At 46.1% G+C, this 17,522-nt stretch carries 14 protein-coding genes; 7 read left to right on the top strand and 7 right to left on the bottom strand.

Translation table 11 applies throughout. From position 1 onward, the window contains the following. Positions 1-9: 9 nt before the first annotated feature. Complete coding sequence (locus NDI33_RS03645) at positions 10-648, bottom strand: hypothetical protein (protein ID WP_199292123.1); 639 nt, start codon at positions 646-648, stop codon at positions 10-12. A 376-nt stretch (positions 649-1,024) separates the two neighbouring features. Next, entirely contained in the window at positions 1,025-1,156 is a 132-nt protein-coding gene (locus NDI33_RS03640) for a hypothetical protein (RefSeq protein ID WP_277878797.1), read from the bottom strand. A gap of 86 nt (positions 1,157-1,242) precedes the next feature. Here NDI33_RS03640 and NDI33_RS03635 point away from each other — a divergent pair, with 86 nt between their 5' ends. The 3 genes from NDI33_RS03635 to NDI33_RS03625 all read left to right on the top strand — a co-directional run bounded on the left by NDI33_RS03635 (position 1,243) and on the right by NDI33_RS03625 (position 4,127). Then, positions 1,243-1,401 (top strand): hypothetical protein, encoded by a 159-nt coding sequence (locus tag NDI33_RS03635; RefSeq protein WP_190674349.1) that lies wholly within the window; start codon positions 1,243-1,245, stop codon positions 1,399-1,401. 226 nt (positions 1,402-1,627) lie between these two features. Beyond that, a complete protein-coding gene (locus NDI33_RS03630; RefSeq protein WP_242033066.1) occupies positions 1,628-2,518 on the top strand; it encodes a metallophosphoesterase in 891 nt (296 codons plus the stop codon). Between the two features lie 373 nt (positions 2,519-2,891). Next, positions 2,892-4,127 carry a DUF4336 domain-containing protein gene (locus tag NDI33_RS03625; RefSeq protein ID WP_199302367.1) on the top strand — a complete coding sequence of 412 codons (1,236 nt, stop codon included), beginning with the start codon at positions 2,892-2,894 and terminating at the stop codon, positions 4,125-4,127. A gap of 529 nt (positions 4,128-4,656) precedes the next feature. Here the strand turns inward: NDI33_RS03625 and NDI33_RS03620 are convergent. Beyond that, the gene (locus tag NDI33_RS03620; RefSeq protein ID WP_190674343.1) at positions 4,657-5,028 is read right to left on the bottom strand and encodes a pentapeptide repeat-containing protein; all 372 of its coding nucleotides are present in this window, start codon (positions 5,026-5,028) and stop codon (positions 4,657-4,659) included. A 237-nt stretch (positions 5,029-5,265) separates the two neighbouring features. Between NDI33_RS03620 and NDI33_RS03615 the strand changes: the two genes are divergently transcribed. Further along, entirely contained in the window at positions 5,266-6,870 is a 1,605-nt protein-coding gene (locus NDI33_RS03615) for a pentapeptide repeat-containing protein (protein WP_190674339.1), read from the top strand. Between the two features lie 134 nt (positions 6,871-7,004). On the opposite strand, the gene NDI33_RS03610 is transcribed toward NDI33_RS03615, so the two are convergent. Next, positions 7,005-7,586: a Uma2 family endonuclease gene (locus NDI33_RS03610; RefSeq protein ID WP_190674337.1), complete on the bottom strand. Its 582-nt coding sequence runs from the start codon at positions 7,584-7,586 to the stop codon at positions 7,005-7,007. 495 nt (positions 7,587-8,081) lie between these two features. On the opposite strand from NDI33_RS03610, the gene NDI33_RS03605 reads away from it, so the two are divergent. From NDI33_RS03605 to NDI33_RS03595, 3 genes are all read left to right on the top strand, one after another. Beyond that, positions 8,082-10,718, top strand: a complete 2,637-nt coding sequence (locus NDI33_RS03605) for a response regulator (RefSeq protein ID WP_190674334.1) — start codon at positions 8,082-8,084, stop codon at positions 10,716-10,718. Then, on the top strand, positions 10,715-13,009 hold the full coding sequence (locus NDI33_RS03600) for a GAF domain-containing protein (protein ID WP_190525768.1): 2,295 nt from the start codon (positions 10,715-10,717) through the stop codon (positions 13,007-13,009). Before NDI33_RS03605 ends, NDI33_RS03600 begins: the two co-directional genes overlap by 4 nt. Positions 13,010-13,201: 192 nt before the next feature. Next, the gene (locus NDI33_RS03595; protein WP_190674331.1) at positions 13,202-15,307 is read left to right on the top strand and encodes a S8 family serine peptidase; all 2,106 of its coding nucleotides are present in this window, start codon (positions 13,202-13,204) and stop codon (positions 15,305-15,307) included. Positions 15,308-15,470: 163 nt separating this feature from the next. On the opposite strand, the gene NDI33_RS03590 is transcribed toward NDI33_RS03595, so the two are convergent. The 3 genes from NDI33_RS03590 to grxC form a co-directional block, all read right to left on the bottom strand. Further along, the gene (locus tag NDI33_RS03590) at positions 15,471-16,253 is read right to left on the bottom strand and encodes a 1-acyl-sn-glycerol-3-phosphate acyltransferase (protein ID WP_190525763.1); all 783 of its coding nucleotides are present in this window, start codon (positions 16,251-16,253) and stop codon (positions 15,471-15,473) included. Between the two features lie 151 nt (positions 16,254-16,404). After that, positions 16,405-16,914: a tRNA adenosine(34) deaminase TadA gene (tadA, locus tag NDI33_RS03585; RefSeq protein ID WP_190525761.1), complete on the bottom strand. Its 510-nt coding sequence runs from the start codon at positions 16,912-16,914 to the stop codon at positions 16,405-16,407. A gap of 53 nt (positions 16,915-16,967) precedes the next feature. Next, positions 16,968-17,288: a glutaredoxin 3 gene (grxC, locus tag NDI33_RS03580; protein ID WP_190674328.1), complete on the bottom strand. Its 321-nt coding sequence runs from the start codon at positions 17,286-17,288 to the stop codon at positions 16,968-16,970. Positions 17,289-17,522 lie beyond the last annotated feature (234 nt).

Here is a 17,522-nt window from a genome sequence, read left to right as displayed (position 1 = left end):
AATTCTAATCTACCGTTTAGGTGCAGAGGAAGATGAATTGGAGCGATCGCTCGAAGAATTTGCCGGTGCAGAATCAGGAGAATCGATGAACCCAATTTCTAGCAGCTGCTGATAAGCTTTCTTGCCAAGATCCCGTGTCGGCTGCTGACTGCGAACAATCTGAATTAACAAAGGTACTGCCAAATCCGGCTGATTTTGCGCGCGATGTACCAGCGCTAGCTGATAAGTTGCCCGATCTCGAAGTTGAGCAGCTTCTACAGCCTTGCGGCGCTGGCTCTCGTAAACTCGATTATCAATTCCTGAAAAACTAGAACCCAGTTGTTGATAGAAATTGGACAACTGGTTGAAAACCTGACGAGCCTCTTGGAGCTTCTTGGCGGCTAGAGTATAGTTTTGCGAAGATACAGCACTATCTGCCTCACTCAGCAAACGGTTCCCTCCTGCCATACTCAATAAGCCACTGTCCGGATCGATCGGGCGGAGATTGTTGGGATCGGTTAAGTCTGGTTGTGTTTGACTGGTGTCTTCTGGTAAAGCAGGCATTTGGTTCTGAGCCTGCACGGGTTGTAGCAGAGCCAAAGACACTGTCAAAGGTAGGCCAGCAAGGCAGGTAAAACCGAGGCGTCGAGCAGTTCCAGAAGATACCATAAAATAACCCTATTGGGGGGCTGAAAACAGAACGATGACAAACTTTGGGTATCTTAACATTGTCGGACTCACCAAGTTTAAGACCAGCCGCTGATAAATTCCCAAAGTCATGCCCTGTTTAGATTGACAAAACTATAAAAAAGTTTCCGAATATTCTTTAATAATATAAAAAATAAGGGTGGAAATTTTACGCGCAAAAGCTCAAATATCCCTAGAGCAATTCCATCTAATCTGATAAAGGACTGCGAATTTGGGCGGAGTCAAGGATTTCAATTGGATTTGTAGCCTTGTCCCGTCAACTTGCATCTTGTCCCTGCTGGTTGAAACCACCGTCCCCGTTCATCTGGCGCTAGGAGTTCCGCTAAGGGTCGATCCGCTATTTTTGGTTTAAATGCAGGTTATTGAGCGATCGCGCGATCGGCGTCAATCTGTAGCGATTTCCCAGCACCTCAATATCTTGTACACGAACAGGATATTGAACGTGTTGATGCAGCGATAGCGATCGCATCTTCTATTATCTTTTTGCTGCGGCTTGCTCAAGAAGAAGCGAACCTTTCCCTTAAAATTAAAAATAAATTATCTGAACTAATTCTTGTGGCTCAACTCGGAAGCCAGCCACAAAAGACTATCAAGCAGTTATTTAAAGCGGCAGAAGAGCAAGAGAAACAGGAAACGATTAGGGAAAAGCAAGAAGCCGGGGTGAGACATATCAAAGCGTTAGAGACGTTAGCTAAACGGGAAGCCGATGCTTAGAAAGATGTCAAACGGGTGCTAGAAAGTTCTCAGGCGCAAGCTTATGATGAGGCGATGAAGTTACTTTTAAAGCTGCCAAGATTTAGCACTCAATAAAAACAAAAAGCTAGCTTTTCGGACGCGCCTAAACCAAATTCACGAGCAATTACAGTAGACGCCCTGCTTTTATAAAACGTTTAAATAATGTAGGTTTGATATAAACCTACATCTTGCTTCCAATCGGTCAATGCCAGGAATAGCAGCAATTTCGCAGTTGAACTGGCGTCAAGATGACAACGTCTTTTCAAGGCAAACGCTATCCTTAAGCCCTATGCGGATTGCTTCTATTTCCGACCAACCCATTCATGAAATCCCCTTTATTACCGCTGCTGCCGCAGGTCATCTCCATGTGGTTGAGCAAGTTTTACCGATTTTATCGGCAGAAGCTGACTCACTTCCACCTGGCTTAGACGCCATCATCATCGCTAGTGATTTACAGGGTATCAATCCCACAGATGGACGCCTTCTCGGTCATCGTGTCGCAGAAGAATTAGAAACTTTAGCGAACCTGGAACGAATTCCATCCCCACAGAAAACAGGCATTATCTTGGCAGGCGATCTTTACGCACGAAGCGATAAGCGTGGGGGTGAGGGAGATGTCCGCGAAGTCTGGCAATCTTTCAGTCGTCGTTTTCGCTGGGTTGCTGGAGTTGCAGGAAACCATGACATCTTGGGAAACACGCCAGAGGACATTAAAACCTTTAAAAAGGGGCGAGGTATCCGCTACTTAGATGGTGAAATCGCTGTGGTTGATGGATTTCGCATCGCAGGCATCTCAGGGATTATCGGCAAACCGACTAAACTTTGGCGTCGTTCAGAAAAGGATTTTCATCAAGCTATTCGCCAACTGCTCAAGGAGTTACCAGATATCCTAATTTTGCACGAAGGTCCCAACGATCCAGACGCGAAACTCATCGGAAATCAGTCAATTCGCGCTGAACTTGCCACAGCGAACGAGTTGTTAGTCATTTGCGGTCACTCCCATTGGAAGGTGCCGATGACTACTTTATTCCCAGGAGTCCAAGTTCTCAATGTAGACAGCCGCGTTGTTGTCCTCACGGTGGCAACGTCAGGGTAATTTGCTGCGAACCTTTTTTATAGACAAGGGGGCAAGGGGATGAATCATCAACGGAAAAATCGGCTTTCTCCCACTCCTCCACTTTCCCACTCATTTACCCACATCTAAAAACCTAACTTTGAAGAGGTTCGCGTGTTAGGTCTGCTTTATTGGGGAAGTATTGACCCCATAGGGTAGAAGAAAACGAGCGTTTGCTTAAAGTCTAATGGTCATGAGGGTCTAGATTTTAGATAAAAATTAAGTTATTGAGTCAAAAATTTGCTTTCTTCTAGCAGCTAGAAATTCGACAAACACAAGCGTCAGCATTCATGAAAAAGGGGAAGGGGTCGTGGAGTGGATAGAACCACTAAAGAAAGCGCACCAGACGCATCTATTGAAGGCACAATCGTTTGGGCAGGGGCAAGATAGTTTGAGTATCAAACCTGGGGATTGGTCATGGCCTTTCTGGCTGACTGTACCACTCTACCCATACAGCCAGCGGCGGACACTCCGCAAAGAAGTCGTGAAGGACACGATCTGGACTTTTGACCAGATGCAGGGCATCCTCTACACTGTCGTACCGATTCGCATGACCGTCGTTAAGCTCTCTGAAGGGGGTCTTCTGGTCTATGCTCCAGTCGCGCCGACCAAAGAGTGCATCCGGCTGGTTCAAGAGTTGGAAGCGAAATACGGCGACGTTAAGTACATCATCCTGCCAACCGCTTCTGGCTTAGAACACAAGGTTTTCGTAGGTCCGTTCGCCAGACGCTTTCCTGTGGCACAGGTCTTCGTAACTGAGAACCAATGGAGCTTCCCGGTGAATCTGCCGTTGAGTTGGCTCGGTTTCCCTAGCAAACGGACTCACATACTTCCGGAGAATAGTAAGGATGCGCCCTTTGCTGAGGATTTTAATTATGCGGTGCTGAGCATCGACTTGGGGCGAGGGTCCTTTGAAGAAGTTGCTTTATTGCACAAGCGATCGCGCACACTGCTGCTGACAGATTCGGTACTTTCGGTGCCAGAGTCTCCGCCAGAGATTGTCCAAGTTGACCCGTATCCCTTGCTGTTCCACGCCAGAGATAGCGCCTTGGAGAGGGTTGAAGATACTGAGGCGAATCGTCGCAAGGGATGGCAGCGCATTACGCTGTTTGCTTTGTATCTACGTCCCAGTGCCTTGGAAATGAGCGAGCAGGGGCAGGCTTTGCGCGATGCCCTGAAAGCACCGGATCGGTCAAAGAAGGCGTATTTCGGTTGGTTTCCCTTTAAATGGAAGGCTCAGTGGCAGCAGTCCTTCGAGGCGCTGCGAGGGGGCGGTCGCCCGTTCGTCGCACCGATTCTGCAATCGTTCATTTTCACCCAAGCGCCTCAGGCAGTCCTTGATTGGGCGGACGAGGTGGCAAGCTGGAATTTCCAGCGAATTATTCCCTGCCACTTTGATGCGCCGATTGAGGCAACTCCCGATCAGTTCCGGCGGGCGTTCACCTTCCTGAAGAAGAAGTCTTCTATTGGTGAGGGTTTCTTAGGGGGTGGAAATCAGCCTTTGCCTGAGGAGGACTTTGAATTCATCAGAGAACTCGAAGAAAATTTGACTAAGCGCGGCATCACATCGCCACAAAAGGAAAAGGTATAAGGCGGTGATTTTTGCAATTAGGTTCTTAGCCTGAATATACTTCAATCACTATACCCCCAACCCTTCCTTCGTCAGCTCTGCATTTGATTCCATCTATATAGCAGAAGTGGCTTTTGTATTCTTCTTCGTCGTTGCTGTCTGCATAATACGCGATGTATCCACCTGACATGGAACTATTGTAAAAATGCAGTTTTCTGCCATTCATATCTGTCGCTTTGCTGCGACAGTCACTACAAATGTATTCCGGGTATCTAATAGAAGGAGTCACCTCAGTCTTGCAAATGGGACAGGTTTGTGTGGTCATGCTCAAAACTATTTCTATACTTGTATGACTATAGTCTCAACTTAATCAAAACAACTACTCAATAAGACGCGCAGGAATATGTATAACTGATTAAGTATTGCTGTAGGATTAATTACCCTGACTAACATAGGAGCGATCGCTTCCCCTGCTGCGTCGGCTTTGGAAAAGTGGAGTTTGAGGGGAAAGGTGCGATCGCCTACAGTGCCACCTTCAAGTAGGCGGCTTCTACCCTATCCCTAGCTTTTGTTTTAAGGCTTTTGACATATTTTTGACTGTCTCAAACCCTTTTACATTCTTCCATTTCGTACTCTGATCCCAAGAAATATTTTCAAGGTCTGCCCCAGTCAGGTCTGCTCCAGTCAGGTCTGCCCCAGTCAGGTCTGCCCCAGTTAGGTTGGCTTGGTTCAGATGAGCATTACGGAGGTTCGCCTCGCTGAAATTTGCCGTGCTTAGGCTTGCTTCTGGGCTTGCCCCACCAAGGAACGCCTGACTGAGGTTAGCTCTGCTAAAATTAGCCCTACTGAGGTTCATTCCCATCAGGTTGGCTCCCATGAGATCCGGTTCTATGTGAGGATATTCTTTCTCCACTGATTCCACGCAGACACATCTTTTTGACGAAGTAGATCGAGATGTTCCCTATTTTGCATTATCGCTTCTCATTTCCTTAAACAGCTTTGGAGCCTCAGAGCCTATGATAACTTCACCATCATTTTTATGACAAATGAGGAACAATCTAACTTAAGTGGGAATTCTCTATGTCTATAGTATTAAAAAGCTACTTTTATAAAAAAATCAACATCAGTGCATCTATAAAAAATTAGCTTCCAAAACCTAATGAATTGTAGCGAAATTCTAGAGCTTTACGCAGCAGGAAAACGAGATTTCTATGGTGCTAGGCTGCGCCACATTAATTTAAGTAAAAGTAAATTACGACGCATTATTTTTATAGGTGCAAATCTGCGTTGTGCCAACCTAAGCGAAGCAGATATGTGGAATGCTGACTTGAGTTTGGCTAACCTAGCCTATGCAAAGCTTCAACGTACCAGATTACGACGTGGCACGTTGATTAATGCTTATTTGTTGCATGCAGATTTGAGTGGTTGTGACTTAAAGGAAGCTGTTTTAAATGGATGTAACTTGAATAGTGCAAATTTGAGTAATGTCAACTTGAGTAATGCTTTTTTAAAATTTGCAAATTTAAGCAATGTCAACCTAAGCAATGCTAATTTAAGTGGTGCAGACCTTACTGGTGCTAATCTCACTTATGCTAAATTGAAAGACACAAATCTTACTAAAGTCAACCTTGAAAGTGCCAATCTGAGTGATGCCTATTTAGCTCGACTCAATTTAGAAGGTGTCAATTTGAGTAATGCTGATCTGAGTTTTGCCAACTTAGATAGAGCCAACCTGAGTAATGCTGATCTGACATCTGCTCACTTAATTGGCGTTAGCTTAGAAAATACTAACCTGAGTAATGCCAACTTAAGAAATGCTGACTTAAGTATTACTGAAGATTTATGTGAAATATATTTTGATAAATCGAGTATTCCAAACTTGAAAAGGGAAAATCTGAATATGGCAAAATTTGAAAGGCTCAATTTTGCCAACCTAAGAAACGCTAACCTAAGAAATGCTAACCTAAGAAATGCTAATCTGAGTGGGGCTTACCTAAGCGGTTCAAACCTCAGTGAAGCGGATTTACTTGGAGTTAAACTAGATTGGTCTAATATAACTAACTCCAAAATCAACTCAGCTAATTTAAGGAACGCCGATTTAAGCAACGCAAATTTATCAGGAACTGATTTAAGTAATGCAGATTTAACTGATGTAAACTTAAGTGGAGCTAACTTAAAAAACACTAAGTTAGATAATATTGAACTGCACGGCATCAAGCAGAAGGGAATTATTCAGTTGGTAATTGACCGTGTCGCTAGTCGTACCCTCTTAATGGAAGCTTTAGACAAGACTAAAGAGCGGATAATTATTGTTAGTCCTTGGCTCACGCAGTATGGTATCGATTTTCAAGTGTTGCAGAAGTTTACTAAAATCCTTGAAGGAGGCGGTTTGATTGATATAGGTTGGGGCCACCTAAGTGATATATTTCCTAGTCAACCCAAAAAAATGAGCCGTTCGGAGTTTATTTCAGTAGCAAAAGAAAAACACCGCCACTGGGATGGATACAGCGCTCTTCCTACTCTAGAGAAATTAGAACATAACTATCGGGGGAAGTTTAGATTAAAACTATTAGGAACTCATGAAAAATATTTGGTGTGTGACCATTCATTTATTATGGTAGGCAGCCATAACATTCTAGCCTCAGATGCTAAAAGCCGTGAGCGAGAGTTAGGGGTGCGAATTGATAATCCTTTAACTGTTGCAGCTTTTATTGAACACTTTGACAATGCTCGGAATTTGGACAATGGGCCAAGGCAGGAATAGTTATAGTTATTCCTGGAAAAGCACCCCCCTTGCTCTCGCACCTATTTTGGCAAATTGTACCCTAGCTTCAACAGAGGATTGTGGAACTTCTTTTCGATGCCGTTGGTTTGACCAAAGAGCGATCGCTCTCATGTTCACGCATCAGCATTCTGAAGTCCAGGGACTTTTCGATAGATAGAGGCAATATCGCAGCGAAAATCGATACTTGCAAAGTAAATTTCATCTCCTTGGCGGTAGGTTTGAGAAACCCAATCGCCTGAATCGGAAAGGCGAAAACACTCAACACTCATCTGAGATTGATGAACTAACACATATTCTTGTAAAGATGGCGACGTTTGATAGTCAGCAAATTTCTCTCCTCTGTCAAAAGCTGCTGTTGAGGGAGATAGCACTTCAATGACCAAAATGGGATAGAGGATGAAGTCATCTGTAGAGTTTGTATCCCGTTCATCGCAAGTTACTGCAACATCGGGATAATAATAGCAGTCTGCTGACTCTAGCCTAACTTTGATATCCGAGGAGAGAACAAGGCAAGGACTATTATTGAGGTGATTGCCCAATATTCTTACTAGGTTGCTAGCAATAATAATATGAGGCTTCTTTGCCCCTACCATTGCATAGACTTGCCCTCCCCTATACTCATGTTTGATAGGGCTGACTCGCTCTCCCTCTAGGTAATCTTCTTTTGAAATGTAGAAGTTTTTGCTAATAGTCATTGGGTAGTTTTTTAGAACGAGTGGCTATTTCGGCAATCTATAACCAACTTTAACAAAGCATTGCCGAACTTGGCTTCAGATTCAGTTGGCACAAGTAAAGAGCGATCGCTCTTTTATTACGGACGGTTGTATACCCGGAAACACACCTTATTTATCCTGTACTTCCTAGGCAGAGAAAGGGAAAGTAACGACCGTAGAACTTGTTAAAGTAGGTGTACTGCGGTGTCCCAATGCAGTCGTTTTTAAAGCGATCTCTACTCGCGCAACATTCCAACCCCCCTGCAATTTAACGCTAGGCTCAGACGCGCTACTTGTGGAGCAACAGCAACTCAAAGCCCTCAAACAGGAATCAGCATGGGCTGGGTTGCTAGTTTCCGAGCAATTCTAAAAACAAAAATTATAAATTGACATAACCGCAAGAATGTAGAGAAGGATGAAAGTGGTGTCTACCTCCAGGTATGTCAGCCAGACAATCCATTGATAGTTGATATAACAATGATTCCCGATAATGAAGCTGACCGACTCGCCGCAGTGCGTCGCTACGACATTCTTGACACACCTCCAGATGGAGCCTTCGACCGAATTACAGCTCTAGCTGCCCGGTTTTTTAATGTCCCGATTTCCATTATTAGCATCGTTGACCACGACCGGATCTGGTTTAAATCCCATCATGGGCTAGAAGTTCAGCAAATTGGACGCGAACCCGGACTGTGTGCCAGTGCGATTTTGCAAGAAGACGTTTACACCGTTCTGGATGCCGAAGTAGACCCCCGGACATTAGCAAATTCCTTAGTATCTGGGGAATTTGGACTTCGCTTTTACGCGGCGGCTCCCTTGCAGACACGCGATGGTTTCAACTTAGGCACTATTTGTGTAATCGACTATCAACCCCGTCAAGTGACCGAAGCAGAAAAGGCAACTCTCAAAGACTTAGCCGCCATCGTCATTGATGAATTGGAACTGCGACTCTCCGCTCAGAAAGCCGTACAAGCTGAAGTTGCCCTACGGATGGCAGCACTGGAAGCAACGCGATCTAAAAGCGAATTTCTGGCGATGATGAGCCATGAAATCCGCACTCCGATGAACGGAGTCATTGGGATGGCAAGCTTGCTATTGGATACAGAACTAACGTTCCAGCAACGAAAGTTTGTCGAGATTATCAGTAGCAGTGGCGATTCCTTACTGAAAATTATTAATGACATTCTCGACTTTTCAAAAATCGAGTCTGGCAAGCTGGAATTAGAAGAACAACCTTTAAACTTGTTAGATTGCATTGAAGCTGCCTTAGATTTACTCGCTCCCCATGCTTTTGAAAAAGGCTTAGAACTTGCTTACCGAATTGAGACAGGAACACCTAGCATCGTGCTAGGAGATGAAATCAGACTGCGCCAAATTCTGGTGAACTTGCTAAGTAATGCAATTAAATTTACTTCTGCTGGAGAAGTCGTGGTTTCTGTAACAGCAACAGAAGTAATGGTTAATCAGGAGTCAGCAATTAGTCACCGGCAAGAAAACCAATCATCCATTGCCCCTGATTCGTTCCCTAAAACCTATTACGAAATCCAATTTTCCGTCAAAGATACCGGAATTGGGATTCCTTCAGACCGAATCAATCGTTTATTTAAGTCGTTTAGCCAGGTTGATGCCTCTACCGCCCGTCAATATGGGGGAACCGGCTTGGGACTGGTGATTAGCAAACGCTTGAGTGAAATGATGGCGGGTCAGATGTGGGTTGAAAGCGAAGTGGGACGCGGCTCCACCTTTTATTTCACGATCGTCGTCCGAGATTTTCCTGGCTGTCCACTTGTTGAACTCGATGCTGTCCAGCCGCAGTTAGCTGGAAAACGGCTATTAATTGTGGATGCCAACGTTACTAGCCGCCAGATTTTGATTTTGCAAACGCAATCTTGGGGAATGATGCCGAAGGCAACTGAATCGGGTGCCCAGGCGTTAAACTGGCTTCGGCAAGGAGAGCGTTTTGATATGGTGATTCTCGATAGGCAAATTTTAGGGATGGACGCCTTGAGCCTAGCGACAGAAATTCGCTCCTTACCGAACGCTCAAGCATTACCCGTGGTGATGTTGACAACGTTTGGCAAGGAACCGGGGGGGAAACAGTTAGATCGAGTAAAATTTGCAACCTTCCTGAATAAGCCGATTAAACAATCTCAGCTTTACAATACCTTGAGCGATCTGTTGGTACGAGAGCCGATCAAGGTGCATCGCGCACCCTTTACTTTCCCTGAGTTTCAGCTCCCCTTTGCCGAAAGTCTTCCCCTCCGAATTCTTGTCGCCGAAGATAATCGGGTGAACCAGAAGGTTGCTTTGCACATACTTCAACAGTTGGGGTATCGAGCCGATGTTGTTAACAATGGGTTAGAAGTGCTGGAATCTTTGCGGGGTCAACCCTACGATCTGCTGCTGCTGGATGTGCAGATGCCAGAAATGGACGGTTTAGAGACGAGTCGTAACATCTGCCAAAAAGAATTGGCAACCGATGGGAGCGCAAAACCTTGGATTATTGCCATGACGGCGAATGTCATGCAAGGCGATCGCGAAACGTGTCTGGAAGCTGGCATGGACGACTATATCAGCAAGCCGCTCCGGAAGGAAGAGTTAGTTCAGGCTTTGCTGAGGTACAGGGGCACTGAGGTGCAGGGGTACAAAGGTGCAGGGAAGTCGGGGATTGGGGAAGTCAAAAAAAGAGAGGGCGAAGCCACTACTTCACTGAATACTGAGTGCGGACAGGGTAGCGATGTAACATTATCATTCAGTACTCCTATTGATGCGAAGATCCTGGAAGCATTTGCTAAAACAGTGGGAGGGAAAGCCTCAAATTTATTGACTCAATTGATTCATTGCTATTTAGAAGATGCTCCCAAACTGCTGCAAGCAATGGAGACGGCAGCGAGTAACCAAGATGCGATCGCGCTCAGGCAAGCATCTCATACTTTGAAAGCCAGCAGTGCCGCTCTTGGGGCAGTACAACTGGCTACTTTGTGTAAACAGCTAGAAGCGATGAGCCGGACTGGAGAAATTGCGGGTGCATCCAAAATTGTTGTACAGATTGAAACAGAGTATGAAAAAGTGAAAACGGCTTTGCAGATGGAAGCACAATCAAGTCAGCAATGAATATTACTTGCACCGAACCAGATTCCTACCTCGTCCTGATTGTTGACGATGACAAATTCACACGGATGCAGCTGCGCGCCATGATTGAACACGAAGGCTACACAGTGGCAGAGGCAAGTGATGGAGAGGAAGGCTTAGCTGCTTACATCAGCCTACATCCAGATATTGTGTTGCTAGATGCGTTGATGCCGATTCTGGATGGCTTTAGTTGTTGTCGCCAGTTAAAATCACTTCCTCAAGGCGATCGCACACCTGTTTTAATCATTACCAGTCTTGATGACCGAGAATCTGTCAATCAGGCGTTTGAGGCAGGTGCTACCGATTACGTGACTAAGCCGGTTCACTGGGCAGTGCTGCGCCAACGGATGCGTCGTCTCCTCCAAGCGAGTCGAGCAGCGGAAGAATTACGGCAGCAAAATCAGCGACAACGGCTAATGGGAGCGATGCTGGAGCGCATCCGCCAATCTCTGAATCTAGAGGAAATTCTCAATACTACAGCCAGCGAGGTGCGGCAATTTCTTCAGACCGATAGAGTGGTGATTTATCGCTTCAATCCAGATTGGAGTGGCATGGTGGAGGTGGAATCTGTAGATGAGCGCTGGACTCCTATTTTAGGGAAAACCATTGTAGATCCGTGCTTTGCTGAAAACTATGTCAAGCCTTACAAACAGGGTCGTATCCGAGCTACGGAGGATATTTACAACGCTGGCTTGAAACAGTGTTACATCGATTTAATGTCTCAGTTTCAAGTCAAAGCTAATTTGGTGGTGCCCATCCTGCAAAACAGGGCTGAGGAAAGGGACCCGGAGAGCCGGGAGGAATCTTCGCTCAGTTCCCAAATAGCCCTTAGCACGGATAGCACTCAGTTATGGGGGCTGTTGATTGCTCATCACTGTTCGCAACCTCGGCACTGGCAACCGTGGGAGATTGATTTCCTCAGTTCGTTGGCAATTCAGGTAGCGATCGCGATTCAACAATCTGAACTTTACCAACAGGTGCAGCGGCTCAACACAAACCTCGAACACCAGGTACAGGAACGCACCAGCCAGTTGCAGCAAGCTCTCAAATTTGAAGCGATGCTCAAACGAATTACTGATAAAGTGCGTGACAGCCTTGATGAGAGCCAAATTTTGCAAACAGCCGTGCAAGAATTAGCACAAGTGCTGGGAGTTACATACTGCGATACGGCGTTGTATGACATTAATGGGGCTACTTCCACGGTTTGCTATGAGTACACGCTTTCCATGCCTTCATCTGAGGGAAGCGAAATCCAAATGGCAAGTAATCCGGCGATTTACTCCCAACTATTGCAAGGAAAGCATTTACAATTTTGCAAAATAGGCCCTAACCCAATTCAGCCGGTTTCCGGTGAATTTTCAGTTTTAGCTTGTCCGATTTTTGATGACCAAGGGGTTTTGGGCGATCTGTGGTTATTAAACGATCGGGAATATATTTTTAACGAACTAGAGATTCGCTTATTACAGCAGGTTGCTAATCAATGCGCGATCGCAATTCGCCAAGCCCGACTTTACCAAGCTTCGCTGGCTCAAGTTGAGGAATTAGAAAAACTCAATTTTCTCAAAGATGATTTTTTGAGTACGGTTTCTCATGAGTTACGCACCCCCGTATCCAACATGAAAATGGCAATTCAGATGTTGGAAGTGATTATGGAAGAAACCTGCAATTGGCGGGATGAAATCGCTAATAAAAGTGCGGAGAGACACCCAGGTTATTGCTATTTTGAGCTGTTAAATAATGAGTGTGACCGAGAGATTAATCTGATTAACGATCTACTCCACTTACAGCAACTCAATGCAGAGGCGCATCCTTTAGAAAAAACAGCGATTCATCTACAAGACTGGATTCCCCATATCGTAGAACCTTTTGAACAGCGAACCCACAAACACAAGCAAATCTTACAAGTAGAGATTCCCGAAGAACTGCCGATTCTAATCTCCGATCCATTCTGTTTAGCACGCATCCTCACCGAGCTGCTGAATAATGCTTGTAAATATACTCCGCAAGGAGAAAAAATTAAGGTAGCTGTCCATGCTAAATCAGAAAAGCTTCAGCTCGAAGTGACTAATTCTGGAATCGAAATTCCTACAGATGAAATTCCCCGAATCTTTGATAAGTTCTACCGCATTCCAAGTAATGACCCGTGGAAGCATGGCGGAACTGGTCTAGGACTGGCATTGGTTCAAAAGATGGTAGCTTATTTAGGAGGAACAATTAAAGTGGAAAGCGAATCCAAAATCACCTGTTTTTTAGTTGAACTACCGATTCTTTAATTTTAGTAAAACTTGTTAGCAGACAATAAAGTAATTAGTAATAATTGTCAAGAAATCTAAAAATTTCATTGGGATTAAAAATACAATATTGATAAAACAGAAAAGAAGAATCAAGAGAAACTATGATGTTACAAAAAGAATAGAATTGCTATAGAGAATAAAAATAAAAAATTAAAACTTAGCTGTTTACCAATGAGCAATGACCAATCTGCGGGTAGTGTGCCAGAAGAAAGCGTCGGTCGTATTTTACAGCGGGGGGGTGAAGAACTGGCATTGGAGAAAGTGAGCGATCGCTTCACAGTTCGCCCCGCTACCCCCGACGCTGCATCTGAGGAGTTGGCGCAAACGATTCCCGCCCAAGCACACCAGGAAATCCCCGGTAGAAGCGGGATGAACCCTCCCCTACAAGAATTCATTGTTGACCCATCCCAGCGAGACGAAGCCATGCAGGCGGCACGAGAATCAGAGGATGTCGCCTTTGCCAGTCACGTCTATAAACTCAAAGAGAATCCGCAGACGTTAGTTTACCTAACGGATCAGGTGACAATTCAGTTTGCCGCATCGGTGGATGAGGAAACCCAAAGAGCGATCGCATCCTTATTTGGCTTACAATTGCTGCGACCCGTTAGCGGTATTCCCAACACCTTCGTCTTCGAGGTCAGTCCGCAAGCACGGGAAAATCCCATTAAAATTGCCAACCGCTTAATGGGGCGACAAGAGGTACTTACCGCCGAACCCAATATCGTTGTTCGACAAGAAAAGCACTACCGACCCAAAGATTCCCTCTATCCCAAGCAATGGTATCTCAACAACCTTGGCGGATCTCAGATAGCAGTCGGTTCTCATATTTCGGTTGAGAAAGCCTGGGATATCACCAAAGGCATCCGTTCCATCGTTGTCGCAGTGGCAGATGATGGCTTTGACCTCAACCACCCAGATTTTCAGGGAACCGGCAAAATTGTTGCTCCTAAAGACTTCAAAGAACAAGACTTCTTGCCGCTACCTGGAGATGACAATGAAAACCACGGAACCGCCTGTGCTGGGGTTGCAGTCGCAGAAGAAACCGGCACCGGCATTGTAGGAGTCGCCCCAGGCTGTGCCCTGATGCCCCTCCGCACCACCGGCTATCTAGATGACGAAACCATCGAACAACTCTTTGACTGGGCTACCAACAACGGTGCTGCGGTCATTTCCTGTAGCTGGGGGCCAGCAGCCGTCTACTTTCCCCTGTCCCTGCGGCAACGCGCCGCCCTAACTCGTGCCGCGACCCAAGGACGAGACGGTAAAGGCTGTGTCATCGTCTTTGCTGCCGGGAATGCAAATCGTCCCATCAGTGGCACGATTAACGAGCAGGGATGGCCTAATAACCTGTTAAAAGGTCCTACCCAGTGGCTAGGTGGTTTCACCGTTCATCCAGATGCGATCGCAGTTTCTGCTTGTAGCAGCCTCAACAAAAAATCTGCCTACAGTAACTGGGGAACCAACGTCTCTGTCTGTGCCCCCAGCAACAATGCCCCGCCGGGAATGTGGTTTGAACAAACCGGCTATGTCAGTACCGCCCCCGAAGTCAGAGCATTGCTGCCTGGATTGGGCATCTTTACCACTGACCGACTCGGAGCCGCTGGCTACGACAGCAGCAACTTCACCAGTGACTTTGGCGGTACCTCTAGTGCTTGTCCCGTGGTCGCAGGTGTCGCTGCCCTCATTCTGTCAGCTAATCCCGATTTAACTGCAACAGAAGTTAGGCAAATTCTGCAACAAACCGCTGACAAAGTCGTTGACCCCGACCCCGACCCCCAATTGACTTTTCGATTGGGCAGTTACGATGCAAACGGTTTCTCTCAGTGGTTCGGCTATGGCAAAGTCAATGCTTTTAAAGCTGTTCAAGCTGCTCAACAGCAGCGCGTCCAACCTTCGCAAGCCTCGCAAGCCTTGCACGGACGCAACGACAACCTCGTCCCCATTCCCGACTACAACTCCCAAGGCGTTACCAGCGCAATTAACGTAACTTACACCAGTCCTTTACGAGATATCCAAGTCAGCGTCAACATTCAACACCAGTTTTTGGGGGATATCGAAGTTAGCGTGAGGAGTCCTAACGGAATTACGGTGCTGTTGCAAGGTCGCACTCTGGGTTCTACAACTCAATTGCAAGCCACCTACACGCTGCAAAATACACCCGCACTCCAGCAACTTCTCAACAAACCCGTAGCAGGCATCTGGCAGTTGTGGGTCGTGGATTATGCCCAGATGGATACAGGAACTTTGAACAGCTGGGAATTAACCTTGGGTATCTGAGTCGGGGTACTGCTGTGCCCCTACTTAGTTTTTTATCGGCAATCAGAGTATGTTGCTGGATATATAGAAATAGCGGTAATGGTCGTGAGTAATGAGCCGTCTCCCATTACTGATTCCCTAAAAGCTCTTGTTTGCGAATGAATGAGATATTTCTATAGAAAGGTTAAAACGATGACTGAGCGCCCGATACTTCATTTAAAGGGGGAGCAGTAGAGAGCGTATCCGCCTCTTCTACTTCGCATCCATCTATCTGTTTAAGCGCCGCTTCTAAATCGGCGGTTAGTTTTTTCGCACTTTGTTTTGGCGTATTGCTGCAATAATTCGCGACTGAGATCGGCTCACCAATGTTAACTTTGATACCGCAGCCCCAATGCGGCACTGGGCTGCCGTAACGGACGCTAATCGGCACAATTTTGACATCCAATTCTGGTTGGCTAGATTCCACTTGCAAGGCAATGCGCGCCAAACCCGTCTTGAGGGGGTGAACTTGCGTATCCTGGTAGATGCCGCCTTCCGGGAAGATGACCAGCACTTCTCCCTGCCGGAGAACTTCGACGCCATGACGAAAAGTGCCAACTCCCGGATTTCGGGTATCTACTGGGAACCCTCCCATGCGGCTGATAAACCAGCCTTGCCACCCTTTCATTTCATCCGCTGACACCATAAACCGCAGGTCACGACCCGTCACAGGTTGTCCAGCCGCATGAGGCACGACAAACGCATCCCAGCGAGAGCGATGGGTAGGAGCTAGGATCACCGGCCCGGTAGCGGGAATATTTTCTTGTCCGGTGACTTCGGCTTTACCAAAGTAAAAGGGAATGACAAGATATTTTGTCACCTTATAGCCTAAGGAAGCTAGCCAAGGTAAAACACGGGAAGTAATAGGAACTACCTTGACAGGTTTTGGTGTCTCTATCGTTTGTTCAGAGGGGTCGGGCTGAGTCATCACGAATAAAACTTCTCACAGCATCCATAATTCCAGCTTATGTATGATTACGGCATCTGTCTTGTAGTAGAAGGACAGTTCTCATGCTGTCATTAGCAGAGTAAAAGTAAACATAAATAAGAGCAATTTTTTTGTTTTGCCTTTTGCCTTTTTACTTTTGACTTTTTAAGCGCCGTTGGGCAAACCAAGATTGCAGATGTTGGCGGCAGGCAGACTCTAAGATACCACTTATGACCGGCAAGCGGTGGTTAGAGCAAGCGCTATCTGGAATATTGGCAACGGTACGAATCGCGCCAGTTTTTGGATCGTCCACACCGTAAACGAGAAGTCGCAGACGTGCTAGCGCGATCGCACCAGCGCACATGGGGCAAGGTTCTAAGGTGACGTAGAGCGTGCATTCGTTAAGGTGCCAGTCCTGCATTGCTTGCCCAGCAGCTCTAAGAGCTAAAATTTCGGCGTGGGCAGTCGGGTCTTTGTCACGTTCTTTGCGATTTTCACCCTCTGCAATCAAGTTACCATCTGCACTCACAATTACTGCTCCCACTGGCACTTCCCCAGCATCACCCGCCTTCTCGGCAAGTTCCAGCGCTCGAATCATCCATTGTCGGTGAACTAGGTAAGCAGAGTCCTCAATTTCCGGTGGCGGAATCTCAATAGCCATGCGCTTGTGCCCGTACCGACTATACAAACGAAATTCACCTGTGTTGGCTGATTCTAGCCTTGAACGGTGGGTTGAGCCAGTAGGGGGTCTAATTGTCCGCCTGTATTCAATTGATAGAGGTCATCGCTCCCACCAATGTGCTTCTCATTGATGAATATCTGCGGCACGCTTCGACGCCCGTTGGCACGTTCAGCCATCTTCGCTCTGGCTGCCTCATCACCATCAATTTTATACTCAGTAAAGTTGACGCCCTTCCACCAGAGCAACATCTTGGCTCTGATGCAAAAGGGGCAAGTTTGCCAAGTATAAATTTCAACGTTGGCTTTGTTGCGTTCTGGATGACGCCCTAAGATTGGATTAAGAAAGTCAAACATTTTAGGATTTTTAAATTTTCTAGATTTGGATATGTGTTTAGCTGTCGGCATTCAGCAACGCGCCTTGGTTTAATTTGCCAAGCCCAGGGCTGAGTGCCTCTGTTTAAACTAGATCGTTTTTTCAAACAAGACAACAACTACAATATATTAATAAGTTTAGTAAACTAAGAAAATAATTTTATTAATTATAAGTTTTTATGGTTTACTTCGTGAAAGGTTATAGGCGTTTAGCAT

The organism is Trichocoleus sp. DQ-A1, from assembly GCF_039961955.1.
In the GTDB taxonomy this organism is placed as follows: Bacteria; Cyanobacteriota; Cyanobacteriia; order Cyanobacteriales; family FACHB-T130; genus FACHB-T130.
Note: the sequence above shows the minus strand (reverse complement) of the source record. Positions and strands in the feature narration are given on the sequence as shown.